This is a genomic window from Delftia sp. Cs1-4, from assembly GCF_000214395.1.
Lineage (GTDB): Bacteria > Pseudomonadota > Gammaproteobacteria > Burkholderiales > Burkholderiaceae_C > Comamonas > Comamonas acidovorans.
Window position 1 is genome coordinate 3,595,002 of the sequence record NC_015563.1, and the last position, 15,537, is coordinate 3,610,538.

At 68.3% G+C, this 15,537-nt stretch carries 12 protein-coding genes; 11 read left to right on the top strand and 1 reads right to left on the bottom strand.

The genetic code is table 11. The features are described from left to right. The first annotated feature begins 16 nt into the window (after window positions 1-16). Entirely contained in the window at window positions 17-733 is a 717-nt protein-coding gene (gene rsxB / locus DELCS14_RS15750) for an electron transport complex subunit RsxB (RefSeq protein ID WP_013802540.1), read from the top strand. A gap of 28 nt (window positions 734-761) precedes the next feature. On the opposite strand, the gene DELCS14_RS15755 is transcribed toward rsxB, so the two are convergent. Beyond that, window positions 762-2,300, bottom strand: a complete 1,539-nt coding sequence (locus DELCS14_RS15755) for a methyl-accepting chemotaxis protein (RefSeq protein ID WP_013802541.1) — start codon at window positions 2,298-2,300, stop codon at window positions 762-764. A 188-nt stretch (window positions 2,301-2,488) separates the two neighbouring features. Here DELCS14_RS15755 and dapC point away from each other — a divergent pair, with 188 nt between their 5' ends. From dapC to DELCS14_RS15805, 10 genes are all read left to right on the top strand, one after another. Then, the gene (gene dapC, locus DELCS14_RS15760; RefSeq protein ID WP_013802542.1) at window positions 2,489-3,694 is read left to right on the top strand and encodes a succinyldiaminopimelate transaminase; all 1,206 of its coding nucleotides are present in this window, start codon (window positions 2,489-2,491) and stop codon (window positions 3,692-3,694) included. Between the two features lie 51 nt (window positions 3,695-3,745). Beyond that, the gene (dapD, locus tag DELCS14_RS15765) at window positions 3,746-4,570 is read left to right on the top strand and encodes a 2,3,4,5-tetrahydropyridine-2,6-dicarboxylate N-succinyltransferase (protein ID WP_012205450.1); all 825 of its coding nucleotides are present in this window, start codon (window positions 3,746-3,748) and stop codon (window positions 4,568-4,570) included. A gap of 180 nt (window positions 4,571-4,750) precedes the next feature. Beyond that, the gene (locus DELCS14_RS15770) at window positions 4,751-5,920 is read left to right on the top strand and encodes a PilT/PilU family type 4a pilus ATPase (RefSeq protein WP_012205449.1); all 1,170 of its coding nucleotides are present in this window, start codon (window positions 4,751-4,753) and stop codon (window positions 5,918-5,920) included. An 86-nt stretch (window positions 5,921-6,006) separates the two neighbouring features. Beyond that, complete coding sequence (dapE, locus tag DELCS14_RS15775; protein WP_013802544.1) at window positions 6,007-7,167, top strand: succinyl-diaminopimelate desuccinylase; 1,161 nt, start codon at window positions 6,007-6,009, stop codon at window positions 7,165-7,167. Between the two features lie 20 nt (window positions 7,168-7,187). After that, a complete protein-coding gene (gene prmB, locus DELCS14_RS15780; protein WP_013802545.1) occupies window positions 7,188-8,165 on the top strand; it encodes a 50S ribosomal protein L3 N(5)-glutamine methyltransferase in 978 nt (325 codons plus the stop codon). Window position 8,166: 1 nt separating this feature from the next. After that, the gene (locus DELCS14_RS15785; protein ID WP_012205446.1) at window positions 8,167-9,165 is read left to right on the top strand and encodes a LysR family transcriptional regulator; all 999 of its coding nucleotides are present in this window, start codon (window positions 8,167-8,169) and stop codon (window positions 9,163-9,165) included. Window positions 9,166-9,341: 176 nt separating this feature from the next. Next, complete coding sequence (locus DELCS14_RS15790) at window positions 9,342-10,940, top strand: AMP-binding protein (protein WP_013802546.1); 1,599 nt, start codon at window positions 9,342-9,344, stop codon at window positions 10,938-10,940. A gap of 1 nt (window position 10,941) precedes the next feature. Next, on the top strand, window positions 10,942-12,165 hold the full coding sequence (locus tag DELCS14_RS15795; protein WP_012205444.1) for an acyl-CoA dehydrogenase family protein: 1,224 nt from the start codon (window positions 10,942-10,944) through the stop codon (window positions 12,163-12,165). Window positions 12,166-12,206: 41 nt separating this feature from the next. Next, the gene (locus tag DELCS14_RS15800) at window positions 12,207-13,226 is read left to right on the top strand and encodes a tripartite tricarboxylate transporter substrate binding protein (RefSeq protein WP_013802547.1); all 1,020 of its coding nucleotides are present in this window, start codon (window positions 12,207-12,209) and stop codon (window positions 13,224-13,226) included. A gap of 94 nt (window positions 13,227-13,320) precedes the next feature. Then, window positions 13,321-15,384, top strand: coding sequence for an ATP-binding cassette domain-containing protein (locus DELCS14_RS15805; RefSeq protein WP_013802548.1), 2,064 nt, complete (start codon window positions 13,321-13,323; stop codon window positions 15,382-15,384). The last annotated feature ends 153 nt before the right edge of the window (window positions 15,385-15,537 follow it).

Consider the following 15,537-nt stretch of genomic DNA (forward strand, 5'->3'; position numbering starts at 1 on the left):
GCAAGCCCGGCACGCCATGTCCGCCTTCGCAATCCTTGCCCGCGACGATCTGGCAGCACGCATAGACGCGGCGCTGCCGCAGACGCAGTGCACGCGTTGCGGCTACCCCGACTGCGCCAGCTATGCCCAGGCCGTGGCCTCGGGCGAGGCCGGCATCAACCAGTGCCCTCCCGGGGGCGCTGCGGGAGTGGAGAGGCTGGCTGCACTGACGGGCCGGCCCGCTGTCCCACTGAGCGCCGAGCACGGCACGGAAGCCCCGCGCACCGTGGCCGTGATCGACGAGGCCTGGTGCATCGGTTGCACCCTGTGCATCAAGGCCTGCCCCACGGATGCCATCCTGGGCGCCAACAAGTTCATGCATACGGTGATCGCCGCCCACTGCACGGGCTGCGAGCTGTGCATCCCCGTCTGTCCCGTGGACTGCATCGAGCTGCACAACGCCAGCGGCCCGGCCACAGGCTGGTCTGCCTGGAGCCCCCAGCAGGCCGAGCATGCGCGCCAGCGCTATGTGCTGCGCCGAGAGCGTGAACAGGAGCGCGAGCGCCTGGGTGCGGCCCGGGCGCAGATGCCTTTTGCATTGGGGGAGCAGGAAATGGCCGACGACGCCAGCCCTTCCACGCCCTGCCCGGCGCCCCCACTGGCGACCGACAGCAAGCAAGCCACCATCGCAGCCATCCTGGCCCGCGCACGCGCCCAGCGTGCGGGTGGCGCCTCAACGCCCAACGGGCATTGAGTGGATGCGGGCGGGCAGCGAGACCCGCCTACGCAGCCAGCGCCAGGCTCTTGTAGACCCCGCAACCCCAGTACAGCCCGCCATGCTTGCAGACGAAGGACATCTTGGTCTGTACCTGTTGCGTGGCAGGGTTTCTGAAGTCGTACTCCACCCAGCCTGGGCCGCGCTCGGCCTGGGCAATGATGTCGGCCAGCAGCTGCTCACCCCGCACGCCTGGCAGCTCCTGCACGCGCACGCCCACACGCGCAGGGTTGCCGCCGAAGGCGCGGTAGCTGCCGTCGGCGGCCAGGGCGAACACGTACATATCGCGGTCATGGAAGGGCTGGCCGGGGTCGTTCACGGCGGCCAGCAGTGCCTCGGTGGCCACGCCGCGCCGCGCCAGGCCCAGGGCCGACTCGACCAGGGCCACGGCTTCCTCCGCCGTGCCCTGCTGCAGCCGAAAGCGCGACACCGCCCCTGACAGCATCTGCGCGCGCTGCTGCAGCGCGCGTGCCTGGTCCAGCGCGTGGCCCACCATCTGCGCGTTGTGCTGGGTGATCTCGTCGATCTGGTGCACGGCGCGGCTGATCTCGGCCAGGCCCGTGCTCTGGCTGCCGGTCGATTGCGAGAGCTCGCCCATGTGCTCGGCCACCTGGCGGATGCCTTCGGTCACGCGCTCCATGCCACGCCCGGCCGTGCGGATCAACTCGGTGCTGTGCTCCACTTGGGTCAGGGCATCGCCAATCAGGTGGCGAATCTCGCGCGCCGCCTCCGCCGAGCGGCCGGCCAGGGAGCGCACCTCGCTGGCCACCACGGCAAAGCCCCGGCCCTGCTCGCCAGCCCGTGCTGCCTCCACGGCGGCATTGAGCGCGAGGATATTGGTCTGGAAAGCAATGCCGTCGATCACGCCGATGATCTCCCGCATGCGCCCGGCGCTGTTCTCAATGGTCTCCACCGACTCCACGGCGCGGCCCATGGCCACCACGCCTTCATCGGCGGCACCGCGCACGGCGCTGGCCTGGTGATGGACCACGCCCACCACATCGGCGTTGTGCTGCACGGCGCTGCTCAACTGCTCCACGCTGACCACGGTCTGGGCCAGGTTGGTGGCCTGCAGCTCGGTGCGATCGGACAGCGCCTGGTGCTCGTTCACCAATTGCTGCCCGGCCTGCGCCACCAGGGCCGCATTGCTGCGCACATCGGCCACCATGCCCGACAGCGAGGTGACCATGCCTCCCAGCAACGCCTTGGGCGTCTGGACAGCACCAGCGCCCTCCTGCGAGGCGGCAGCCTCCACGGTCACGCGCTGGCTCAGGTCGCCCTGGGCGATGCCCTGCATGGCCTGCTGCAGCAATTCGCGTTCGCCGATCACCCGCGACCAGAGCCTGTGCATGCCGCCCAGCAGCAGTCCGGCCCACAGCAGCAAGGCACCCCAAACCCAGGGCCCCAAGCCCGCCGAACCGGCCACCAACGCCAGCGGCGACCCCACCAATGCCCACACGGCGCATACAAGGAAGCCGGCCCCGGGGCCGGATGTATGCTTACGATGCCTGTTTCCCACTTTTTCCATGCCAGCGCCTGCCTGCATAGCTGATTGCCTCTCTAGTCATTGGTATCTGGAATTCACCGTTCACGAGGCCCCGCCACACGAGATGGCATGGCCCCAGTCGAGACCATGCCAGAATAGGTAACAGAATGCAAAAAAGCCAGCGTGCAGACCCGCAGTCCCCTGTGACAACGGCATGCCGAAAGCGCATCAATCCATAATGCGAGCCCATGAATCCCCTGCTCTCCCGACTCCAGCCCTACCCGTTTGAGCGTCTTCGCAAACTGTTCGCCGGGGTCCAGCCACCGGCGGGCGTGCGCCCCATCAGCCTTGGCATCGGAGAGCCCCGCCATGCCACGCCGGCGTTCATCGAACAGGCACTGAGCGCCGACCTCGGCGGCCTAGCCAAGTACCCCGCCACAGCCGGCGAGCCCGCGCTGCGCGAGGCCTGCGCCCAATGGGCACGCCAGCGCTATGGCATTGCCCTGGACGCCGCCACCCAGGTGCTGCCCGTCAACGGCTCGCGCGAGGCACTGTTTGCCTTCACCCAGGTGGTGGTGGATGCCAGCCAGGACGGCGCGCGCGTGATCTGCCCCAACCCGTTCTATCAAATCTACGAAGGCGCCACCCTGCTGGCCGGCGCCCAGCCGTACTACGCGCCCAGCGACGCCGCGCGCAACTTCGCGGTGGACTGGGACAGCGTGCCCGCCGACGTGTGGGAAAAGACCCAGCTGATCTTCGTGTGCTCGCCCGGCAACCCCACGGGCGCGGTGATGCCGCTGGCCGAGTGGGAAAAGCTGTTTGCCCTGTCCGACCGCTACGGCTTCGTGATTGCCAGCGACGAGTGCTACAGCGAGATCTATTTCGACGGCACCGCCCCCCTGGGCGGCCTGGAAGCCGCGCAGCGCCTGGGCCGCACGGACTACAAAAACCTGCTGATGTTCACCAGCCTGTCCAAGCGCAGCAATGTGCCCGGCCTGCGCAGCGGTTTCGTGGCGGGCGATGCGGCCCTGATCAAGGCCTTTTTGCTGTACCGCACCTACCACGGCGGTGCCATGAGCCCCGTGGTGCAGACGGCCAGCATGGCGGCCTGGGCCGACGAGGCCCATGTCGAGGAAAACCGCCGCCTGTACCGCGAAAAATTCAACCAGGTCACGCCCGTGCTGGCGCGCGTGATGGATGTGCGCCTGCCCGACGCAAGCTTCTACCTGTGGGCCGGCATTCCCGAATCGCTGGGCCTGGACGACGCCGACTTTGCACGCGAGCTGTATGCCGCCACCGGCGTGACCGTGCTGCCCGGCAGCTACCTGGCGCGCGAAGCCAATGGCCGCAACCCCGGCGCCGGGCGCGTGCGCATGGCCCTGGTGGCCGAGACCGCAGAATGCCTGGAAGCCGCCCAGCGCATTGCACAGTTCATAGAATCGCGCCAGCGCTGAGACAGCCCTGCGCTCCCCTTTCCTCACAAACCCTTTGATCACCAAAGCCATATGACGCAACAGCTGCAATCCATCATCGACACCGCCTGGGACAACCGTGCCAGCCTCTCCCCCGCTGCCGCCCCCAAGGAAGTGACCGAGGCCGTGGACCACGTGATCGAAGCCCTGAACAACGGCCAGCTGCGCGTGGCCACGCGCGAAGGCGTGGGCCAGTGGACCGTGCACCAGTGGATCAAGAAGGCCGTGCTGCTGTCCTTCCGCCTCAAGGACAACGTGCTGATGCAGTCCGGCGACCTGAACTTCTTCGACAAGGTCCCCACCAAGTTCGCCGGCATGACCGAGGCCGAGATCGCCGCCACCGGCGTGCGCGTGGTGCCCCCGGCTGTGGCCCGCCGCGGCAGCTTCGTGGCCAAGGGCGCGATCCTGATGCCTTCCTACGTGAACATCGGCGCCTATGTGGACGAAGGCACCATGGTCGACACCTGGGCCACCGTGGGCTCCTGCGCCCAGGTCGGCAAGAACGTGCACCTGTCCGGCGGCGTGGGCCTGGGCGGCGTGCTGGAGCCGCTGCAGGCCAACCCGACCATCATCGAAGACAACTGCTTCATCGGCGCGCGTTCCGAAATCGTCGAAGGCGTGATCGTGGAAGAGAACTCCGTGATCTCCATGGGCGTGTACATCGGCCAGTCCACCCCCATCTATGACCGTGCGACCGGCGAGACCAGCTATGGCCGCGTGCCTGCCGGCTCGGTGGTGGTGTCGGGCAACCTGCCCAAGGACAACGGCCGCTACAGCATGTACGCCGCCATCATCGTCAAGAAGGTCGATGCCAAGACACGCTCCACCACGAGCCTGAACGACCTGCTGCGCGATTGATCCGCATCCGCACCGCGCCAAAGGCGTGGTTGCGGCGCCAAAACATCCCCTGTTCAGGGGATGGAGCAAGGCATACTCTCGAGGGCGTCCCCGGCCACCAGGCAGCGGACGCCCGTTTCACGTCACAAGAGCGTGCAGACGATCCAAGAACAGCGGCAGTACACGAATTTGGGGGAAAACATGGGCACGATGGAGAGGATTTTGCGCCTGATGGGCGAGAAGCAGGCGTCCGACGTCTACCTGGCGGTCAACGCGCCGGCGCTGATCAAGATCAACGGCGAATGCGTGCCCATCAACAACCAACTGCTGCCGCCCGACGCGCCGCGCAGCCTGCTGGCCGAGATCGTGCCGGCCGAACGCCTGCAGGAGCTGGACGAAACGGGCGAGCTCAACATGGGCGTGCCGCTGCGCGGCGTGGGGCGTTTTCGCGTCAGCGCCATGCACCAGCGCGGCAGCTGCGCCGTGGTGATCCGCTTCATCGCCCAGCACATTCCGGCCATGGACACGCTGAACCTGCCGCCCGTGCTGGGCGAGCTGATCATGCAAAAGCGCGGCCTGCTGCTGGTCGTGGGCTCCACGGGCTCGGGCAAGAGCACGACGCTGGCCTCGATGATCGATGCGCGCAACGAAAAGCTCACGGGCCACATCCTCACCATCGAGGACCCCATCGAATACCAGTTCCGCAACAAGCGCTCCATCGTCAACCAGCGCGAAGTGGGCTCGGACACGGCATCGCTGCAGATCGCGCTCAAGAATGCGCTGCGCCAGGCCCCTGACGTGATCCTGATCGGCGAAATCCGCGACCGCGAGACCATGTCCTCGGCCATGGGCTTTGCGCAGTCGGGCCACCTGTGCCTGGCCACGCTGCACGCCAACAACAGCTACCACGCGCTCAACCGCATCCTGTCCTTCTTCCCCGAGGAAATCCGTCCCACCATGCTGGGCGAGCTGTCGGCTGCACTCAAGGGCGTGATCTCCCAGCGCCTGGTGCGCACCGTGGACGGCGGCCGCATGCCGGCCGTCGAGGTCATGCTCAATACCAAGCTGATCGCCGACCTGATCGAGCGCGGCAACTTCTCGGGCGTCAAGGAGGCCATGGAAAAATCCATGGCCGAAGGCTCGCAGACCTTTGAAGAGGCGCTGGCGCAGCTGGTCCGCTCCGGCCGCATCGACCGCGCCGAAGCCCTGGCCTTCGCCGATTCGCCCACCAACCTGATGTGGCGCCTGGAAAACGACGTGGTCAAGGCCAGCCATGCCGCGCCGTCCAGCCAGTTCGCCGAACTGGCCACGCCCGGCGAGGACGACATGCCCTCGTTCACGGAAATCATGCTGGAAGTCAAGCCGAACTGATCGGCCAGCCCCGCAGCGTTCACAATGTCGGAGCACGCTGGCGGCAGCCGGCCCTCCGACTTTTTTGTTTTTTGATTCCACCCACCATGTCCCGCACCCTGCAACTGACCGAGCAGCTGATCAGCCTGCCCTCCGTCACTCCCGAAGACGCCGGCTGCCTCGAACTCCTGGCCGATGCCCTGCAGCCCATGGGCTTTGCCTGCGAGCGCATCGACAGCGGCCCCGACAGCTTTCGCGTGCGCAACCTCTGGGCCCGGCGCTCCGGGACAGGCGCCGACCGGCCCGTGCTGGTCTTTGCCGGCCATACCGACGTGGTGCCCACCGGCCCGCTGGAGCAGTGGAGCAGCCCGCCCTTCGTGCCCACGCACCGCGACGGCAAGCTGTACGGCCGCGGCGCCAGCGACATGAAGACCTCCATCGCCGCCTTCGTCGTGGCGCTGGAGGAATTCCTGGCCGAGACACCGGCTCCCTCCTTCGACATTGCCCTGCTGCTGACCAGCGACGAGGAAGGCCCTTCGGTGGACGGCACCAAGGTCGTGGTCGAGCTGCTGCGCGAGCGCGGCGAGCGCCTGGACTGGTGCATCGTCGGCGAGCCCACCTCGGTGGAGCGCACGGGCGACATGATCAAGAACGGCCGCCGGGGCACCATGAGCGGGCGCCTCACGGTCAAGGGCATCCAGGGCCACATCGCCTACCCGCAGCTGGCGCGCAACCCCATCCACCAGGCCCTGCCGGCCCTGGCTGAGCTGGCCGCCACGCGCTGGGACGAGGGCAATGCCTTCTTCCCGCCCACCAGCTGGCAGATCAGCAACATGCATGGCGGCACGGGCGCGTCCAACGTCATTCCCGGCCATGTGACCATCGACTTCAACTTCCGCTTCTGCACCGAGTCCACGGCCGAATCGCTGCAGCAGCGCGTGCACTCCGTGCTGGACCGCCACGGGCTGGAGTACGAGCTGGCCTGGACCATTGGCGGCCAGCCCTTCCTGACCACGCCGGGCACGCTGGTGAATGCCGTGCAGGCGGCCATCCGCGCCGAGACCGGCCTGGAGACCGAGCTGTCCACCACGGGCGGCACCAGCGACGGCCGCTTCATCGCCCAGATCTGCAGCCAGGTCGTGGAAGTGGGTCCGCCCAACGCCAGCATCCACAAGATCGACGAGCACATCGTGGTGGCCGACATCGAGCCCATCAAGAACATTTACCGCCGCACGCTCCAGGAGCTGCAGCGACAGCAGGCCGTCTGAACGCGACCAAGGAGCCGACGATGACATCCGCCCCCACCCCTGCCAATATTCCCGCCATCTCGGGCAGCACCATCGCCGACCTCGTGGCCTCGGGCGCCGCAGCGCTCACGGCGGCCGGCGTGGCCTTTGGCCACGGCACGGCCACGGCCGAAGACGAAGCGGCCTGGCTCACGCTGTGGAAGCTGGGCCTGCCGCTGGACAGCGAACTGGCGCCCGGCGCGCCCGAATCCCTGGCCGACCAGGCCGTCAGCGCCCAGCAGCAGGCCGAAGTGGCCGAGCTGTTCGCAGAGCGCATCCGAACGCGCAAGCCCGCCGCCTACCTCACGCGCGAGGCCTGGCTGCAGGGCGTGCCCTTCTACGTGGACGAGCGCGCCATCGTGCCGCGCAGCTTCATTGCCGAGCTGCTGGCCGACGGCAGCATCGACGGCTGGCTGTCCGACCGCACGCGCCGCGTGCTGGACCTGTGCACCGGCAACGGCAGCCTGGCCTGCCTGGCCGCCATGGCCTGGCCCGAGGTCGAGGTCACGGGTGCCGACATCTCGGCCGATGCGCTGGCCGTGGCGCGCATCAACGTGGACCGCCATGAACTCGCCGAGCGCGTGCAATTGCTGGAGAGCGACGGACTGGCCGCCCTGCCCGGACCCTGGGACCTGGTGCTGTGCAACCCGCCCTATGTGAACGCAGACAGCATGTCGCGCCTGCCCGCCGAATACCAGGCCGAGCCCGAACTGGCGCTGGCCGGCGGTGCCGACGGCATGGACTTCATCCGCCGCCTGCTGCTGGACCTGCCCTCGCGTCTGGCCAAGGAAGGCGTGGTCGTGCTGGAAATCGGCAATGAGAAGGACTTCTTCGAAGCCGCCTTCCCGGACCTGCCCGTGTTCTGGCTGGACACCAGCTCGGGCGACGAGCAGGTGCTGCTGATCACCCAGGAGGCACTGCGCGCCTGGACCGAAGGGGACATCGAGGCCCTGCGCCCCACCTACCGCCCCCTGGGCTGAGATGGACCTGCGGGCGCTGCGCTACTTCATCGCGGTGCTGGAGGCGGGCAGCCTCTCGCGCGCCGCGCACTCGCTGTACGTGGCCCAGCCCGCGCTCACGGCGCAGATCAAGAAGCTGGAAGGCGAGCTGGGCGCCCAGTTGCTGGAGCGCAGCCACGCCGGCGTGACTCCCACGCCGGCCGGCGCCCAGCTGTACGAGGACGCACGCCGCCTGCTGTCCGACGCCGATGCCATGCGCGAGCGCATACAGCGCCTGCCCCAGGGCCCCGAAGGCTCGGTCACCATCGCCCTGCCCTTTTTGCTGACCAGCCTGCTGGCCGGCCCCGTGATCGCCAGCCTGCGCAACAGCCACCCGCGCATACGCATCTTCGTGCTCGACGACCTCAGCCTCATGGTGCAAAAAGCCATGCTGGACCGGCGCGCAGACCTGGCCATTCTTGTGGACACGGCCAGCCTGCACGACATGCAGGTGCAGCCCATGGCCGAGGAATCCATCTACGTCTGCGGCCAGGATGTCGATGGCAGCGTGGCCCCGCTGCTGCGCCCCGCGCCGGACGGCGGCCTGCCGCACATGGACTTTGCCCACGCCTGCCAGCTGCCGCTGGTGCTGCAATCACGCCGCTTTTCCATCCGCCAGACCGTGGAGGCCGCCGCCGACGCACGGGACCTGCGGCTGAACATCGTCCACGAACACGATTCCGCCCGCGTCATCCGCTCGCTCTACCACTGCGGCGCAGGCTTCACCTTCACGCCCGCCTGCTCGCTGAGCGATGCGCCCGCCTGGCTGCGCGAGGAAGCCAAGGCTGCGCCCACGGCCATCCAGCACGGCTGGATCGTGGCCCAGGTCACGGCGCCCGAACTGCTGCGCCGCTACTTCCTGGCCGTGCAGGCCAACCGCAGCAGCGACCCGGCGCTGCAGGTGGTCCAGCAGGCGCTGATGGCACAGGCCCGGCAATTGATCACGGCCGGCATCTGGCAGGCACGCTGGCAGCAGGCATGACGGCATGACCGCAGGGGTCTGGGCACGGGGTCATCAGCAAATACCGCAAGGGTTGATCTGGACATCAATTTTTCTGATGCGCCTGAATCACTAAACGGTATTTCCCCGTTCCAGGCCTCTTCTGGAACAGTGCATGGCACGCCGCGCAAAACGCGCGGCTTCAGCCAAGGAATGCCATGCACGAGACATCCCGGCCCACCGCAGGCCACACCCATTCCCACTCCCTTCCCATCCCCAATGTCGGCGAACTGGTCGCGCGCAGTTGCAAGGCCCACGGCGCACAGCCGGCCGTGACCAGCGCCGCCCGCAGCATCAGCTATGCCGAGCTGGAACAGCGCTCCAACCGGCTGGCGAACGCCCTGCTTGCCCAGGGCCTGTCCCGTGGCGACCGCGTGGGCATCTACCTGCCCAACTGCGTGGAAATCGTGGAGATCGAGATCGCCTGCTACAAGGCAGGGCTCATCAAGGCGCCCTTCAACGCACGCCTTTCGCCGCGCGAAGTGGGCGATATCGCGGCCAACAGCGATGCCGCCGTCATCGTGACCACCGCAGCGCGCGCCGAGGCCTTCAAGCCGCACCTGCAGTCTGCCGACGTGCGCCTGCTGCTGCTGGACGGCCCCGCCGGCGAAAGCTACGAGTCCCTGCTCGCCCGCGCCAGCGACCGCTTTCAGCCCGTGGCCGTGCACGAGCACGAGGTGGCCGTGCTGCACTACACCTCGGGCTCCTCGGGCGTGCTCAAGGCCGCCATGCAGACCTTCGGCAACCGCCTGGCCCAGCTGCGCAAATTCCTGATGCGCGGCGAGGGCATGCAGGCCGGCCACGTGCTGGGACTGGTCGGTCCGGTCACGCACGCCTCGGGCATGCAGATGGTGCCGGCGCTGTGCACGGGCGCCACCATCCACCTGTTCTCGGGCTTCGAGCCGGGCGCCTTCATGGCCGAGATGCAGGAGCGGCGCGTGACCCATACCTTCATGGTGCCCACCATGATCAACATGCTGCTGGCCGAGATCGGCGGCCGCTACCGCCCCCTGCCCGACCTGCTGCGCCTGGGCTACGGCGCAGCGCCCATGGCGCCCGCGCGCATCCTGCAGGCCATGGACGTGTTCGGCCCCATCCTGTCCCAGGGCTACGGCGCGGGCGAGACCACCTCCGGTGTCTGCGGCCTGACGGTGCAGGACCACCTGCAGGCGCGCGCATCGCGCCCCGAGCGGCTGGCTTCCTGCGGACGGCCCTTCCTGGAATCCCTGGTCGAAGTGCTGGACGACGAGGGCCGCCCGGTGCCCGAGGGCGAGATCGGCGAAATCGTGGTCAGCGGCGCCGATGTCTTTGCAGGCTACTGGCGCGCGCCCGAGCTGACGGCCGAGGTGCTCAGGAACGGCCGCTACCACACGGGCGATCTGGCCCGCATGGACGAGCAGGGCTTTGTCTACATCGTGGACCGCAAGAAGGACATGGTCATCAGCGGCGGCTTCAACGTCTATCCGTCCGAGGTGGAGTCCGTGCTCTACGAGCATGCCTCGGTGGCCGATGCCTGCGTGTTCGCCATTCCCGACGACAAATGGGGCGAGGCCGTGGCCGCCCACATCGTGCTCAAGCCCGGCCTGGCCGGCGACAGCGCCGCGCTGGACCGCTTCTGCGCCGAGCGCCTGGGCGGCTTCAAGCGCCCGCGCCACATCGAATTCGTGCAGCAGCTGCCCAAGAACCCCAACGGCAAGGTCATGCGCCGCGCCGTGCAGGCGCCCTACTGGGCCAACCACGCCCGCAAGGTGAACTGAGATGAACGCCAAAGACACACTCCCCGCCGCCAACGCTGCCCTGCTGGAAATGCCCTTTGAAGGCTCGGAACGCGCAGCCGGCCTGATCGACGCGCTCAACGCTTTCATCCACGGCGAACTTGCCGACCTCGCCCGCGCGCATGGCGTGGACCATGAAAACAGCGCTTCCACCGAACTGCTGCGCCAGGTCTGGAAGCTGTCGCATGCGCGCGGCTTCTACGGCATGACCCTGCCCGAGGCCATGGGCGGCGCCGGCCTGTCCGTGCTCGATCAGGTGCTGGTCAAGGAGGCCATCTACGCCACGGGCTCGCCCTTCGCGCCCCATGTGCTGGGCGAACTCAGCGGCCCGCCGCGCATAGGCGCGCTGATCCGCAAGGCCACGCCGCTGCAGATGGAGCAGTTCATCCTGCCCGTGGCGCGCGCCGAGAAATCCATTTGCTTTGCGCTGACCGAGGCAGCGGCCGGCTCGGACGCGGGCGCGCTGGAGACGCGCGCCGTGCTGGAGGGCGACCACTACGTGCTGCACGGCCGCAAGCGCTTCATCTCGGGCTCGCCGTTTGCCGACTTCGCCGTGCTCATGGCCTCGACCGCGCCCGAGGGCAGCCCGCAGCGCGAGATCAGCGCCTTCTTCGTGGACCTGCATGCACCGGGCGTGCAGGTGGTCAGCGGCTACAAGACCATGGCCGGGCAGTCCAGCACGGGGGACATCGTGCTCGACGGCTGCCGCGTGCCCGCTGCCCAGTTGATCGGCGAGCCGGGCCGTGGCCTGGCCCTGGCGCTGGGCCGCATCACCGTCAACCGCCTGCTGCACTGCCCGGCCATGCTGGGCCTGGCCCAGGTGGCGCTGCGCGATGCGCGCGACTATGCGCTGGGCCGCCAGCAATTCGGCCGCAGCATTGCCCAGTTCCAATCCATACAGCACATGCTGGCCGACATGGCCACCGAATGGATGGCGGCGCGCGCACTGATGGTGCAGACGGCACGCGCCATCGACGCCGGCATCGATGCGCGCGCCCAGGCCTCGATGAGCAAGCTGTTCTGCTCGGAGACGGCGTTCCGCATTGCCGACCGCGCCGTGCAGATCCATGGCGGCGAAGGCATCGTCCAGGGCCGGCGCGTGGAATTCCTGTTCCGCATGCTGCGCATGTACCGCGTGCTCACGGGCACCAGCGAGATACAGCGCAACACCATCGCCAAGGAACTGCTGGAGCGGGCCGGCGCCTGAGGCTGGCCGGCATGAAAGCGAAAAGACAAGGAGACAACGCCATGCAAGACAATCCATCCCAAAGGCCGGACCGACGCCGATTCCTGCGCGCTGCGGGCGCCGCATCGCTTGCCGCAGGCCTGCCCTGGGCCACCACAGCCGCCACAGCCACCACACACGACAGCGCCTGGCCCACGCGCCCCATCAAATGGGTGGTGCCCTACCTGGCCGGCACCAGCCCCGACACGGCCGCGCGCATCGTGGCCGAGGCGCTGTCGGCCCAGCTGGGCCAGCCCGTGGTGATAGACAACCGCGCCGGCGCGGGCGGCAACATCGGCGCACGCCAGGTGGCCAAGGCGCCGGCGGACGGCTACACCCTGCTGTATTCGGGCTCGCCCATGGCCGCCGCCATGCGCATGTACAAAAGCCCGGGCTACGACGTGTTCAAGGACTTCCGCCATGTGCTGGGCATGTCGCGCTCGGACATCCTGGTCGTCGTGCATGCCGACTCTGGCATGCGCACGCTGGACGACCTGGCCGCGCGCGCCAAGGCCAAGCCCGGCGCGCTGGACTATGCCTCGGGCGGCGTGGGCACGCCGTCGCACCTGGGCGTGGAGATGCTGGCCTCCAGCATGGGCCTGCAGGTCAACCATGTGCCCTACAAGGGCGCGTCGGAATTGGTCAATGCCGTGCTGGGCCAGCAGGTGGCCTTCGGCGCCCCGCTGTTTTCCGTGGCCTATCCCCAGGTGCTGGCCGGCAAGCTGGTGCCGCTGGCCATTGCCGGGCCGCAGCGCAACGCCAAGCTGCCCCAGGTGCAGACCCTGGCCGAGCTGGGCGTGCCCAATGTCAACCTCACGTCCTGGGGCGGCGTGTCCGTGCCGGCCGCCACGCCCGAGCCCATCGTCCAGCGGCTGCGCACGGCGCTGGAGGAGGTGCTCAGGCAGCCCAGGGTCATCGCCTTGCTGGAGCAGGAAGGCGGCAAGGTCGCCATCACCAGCGCCGACGCCTATGCCAAGGGCTTCGAGCGCGAGATCCAGTTCACCCAGTCCATGATGCAGCGCGTGGGCATACAGCCGATCTAGGGCCTGGTACCAGGGCTTTGCACCGTGGCCGGGCACGGGCATGGCGGGCGGCAATCCTGTCCTGGCGCAATCGCTGGGATAATCCTGCCCATTCATGATCAGCCTTCGCAACATTACCCTGCGCCGCGGCACCCGCGTGCTGCTGGACAGCACCTCCGTCTCCATCAACCCCGGTGAAAAAGTCGGCCTTGTCGGACGCAATGGCGCCGGCAAGTCCAGCCTGTTCGCCCTGCTCAACGGCAGCCTGGCCGAGGACGGTGGAGAGTTCTCCATCCCTTCGCAATGGCGCCTGGGCCAGGTCGCGCAGAACATGCCCGAGACCTCGGAGACGGCCACCCAGTTTGTGCTGGACGGCGACACCCGCCTGAGCGAGCTCAACGCCCAGCTCGCGGCCGCCGAGGCCAGCGAGGACGGCATGGCCATTGCCCACGCCCACGTGGACCTGGCCGACGCCGGCGCCCACGATGCCGTGCCGCGCGCCCAGGCCCTGATCCTGGGCCTGGGCTTCAAGGTCTCCGAGCTGGAGCACCCCGTCAACAGCTTCTCCGGCGGCTGGCGCATGCGCCTGCAGCTGGCGCGCGCGCTGATGTGCCCCTCCGACCTGCTGCTGCTGGACGAGCCCACCAACCACTTGGACCTGGACGCCCTGGTCTGGCTGGAAGCCTGGCTCAAGCGCTACCCCGGCACCCTGGTCGTGATCAGCCATGACCGCGAATTCCTGGACGCCATCACCAACACCACGCTGCACATAGAAAACGCGCAGGTCACGCGCTATGGCGGCAACTACAGCAAGTTCGAGGAACTGCGCGCCCAGCAGATCCTGCTGCAACAGGCCTCGTTCGAGCGCCAGCAGGACAAGATCGCCCACCTGCAGAAGTTCATCGACCGCTTCAAGGCCAAGGCCTCCAAAGCCAAGCAGGCGCAAAGCCGCGTCAAGCAGATCGAGCGCATGGAAAAGGTCGCACCCATGCTGGCCAGCGCCGATTTCACCTTCGAGTTCAAGCCGCCGGCCAACCTGCCCAACCCCATGCTGGCGATCACGGACGCCGCATTCGGCTACCTGGACGACGAAGGCCAGGCGACCACCATCCTGCGCGGCGTCAACCGCTCGGTGCTGGCGGGCCAGCGCATCGGCATCCTGGGCGCCAACGGCCAGGGCAAGTCCACCCTGGTCAAGACCATTGCGCGCGAGATGAAGGCCCTGGCCGGCACCGTGACCGAAGGCAAGGGCCTGAACATCGGCTACTTCGCCCAGCAGGAACTGGACGTGCTGCGCCCCGGCGAAAACCCGATGGAGCACATGATCCGCCTGGCACGGGACACCGGCGCCACCGGCCCGCAGGCCCGCGAGCAGGACCTGCGCAGCTACCTGGGCACGTTCAACTTCAGCGGAGACATGGTCAAGCAGGCCGTGGGCAGCATGAGCGGCGGCGAAAAGGCCCGCCTGGTGCTGGCCATGATCGTCTGGCAGCGCCCCAACCTGCTGCTGCTGGACGAGCCCACCAACCACCTGGACCTGGCCACGCGCGAGGCCCTGGCCATGGCGATCAACGACTTCGACGGCACCGTCATGCTGGTCAGCCACGACCGCGCGCTGCTGCGCTCGGTCTGCGAGGACTTCTGGCTGGTCGGCCGTGGCGTGGTCGGCCCCTTCGACGGCGACCTGGACGACTACCAGCGCTACCTGCTGGAAGAATCCCGCCGCCTGCGCGAAGAGGCCCGCAAGGCCGAACAGGCGGCTGCGGCCACCAGCAAGGCGGCAGCGCAGGTGGAGCCCGCAGCAGCTGCAGCACCTGCAGTGCAGGCCCCCGTTGCTGCTGCGCTGGCCCCGGCTCCCGCTGCCCCGCCCACGCCGCCGGCCGCCAGTGCCGGAGACCAGCGCGAGCAACGGCGCCTGGCGGCCCTGGCCCGCCAGCAAATGGCCGAGAAGACCCGGCCGTTCAAGAAGGAACTGGAACAGCTGGACAAGCGCCTGCCCCAGCTGCAGGCCGAGCGCACGCGGCTCGAAGGCCTGCTGAGCCAGCCCATCTCGCCCGCCGAGATGGCCGAGACGGGCCGCAGCCTCAAGGCCTGCAACGACGAGATCGACAGCCTGGAAGAGCGCTGGCTGGAACTGAGCGAGCAGATCGAGCAGCTGTCGGCCGCGATTTCCGACTGATTCCAGTCGTTCTCGAAATCAGGCGGTCCCATGGGTGCGAGGCCCTTGCTCGCACCCATGACCGCCTGCCACAAGCGTCGTCCCGCGTGAAGACGGCGCTCCACTTCGGCTCAGCCGAAGTGCGCCCCTGAGGCCCCGCCCTCCCCCCCCACT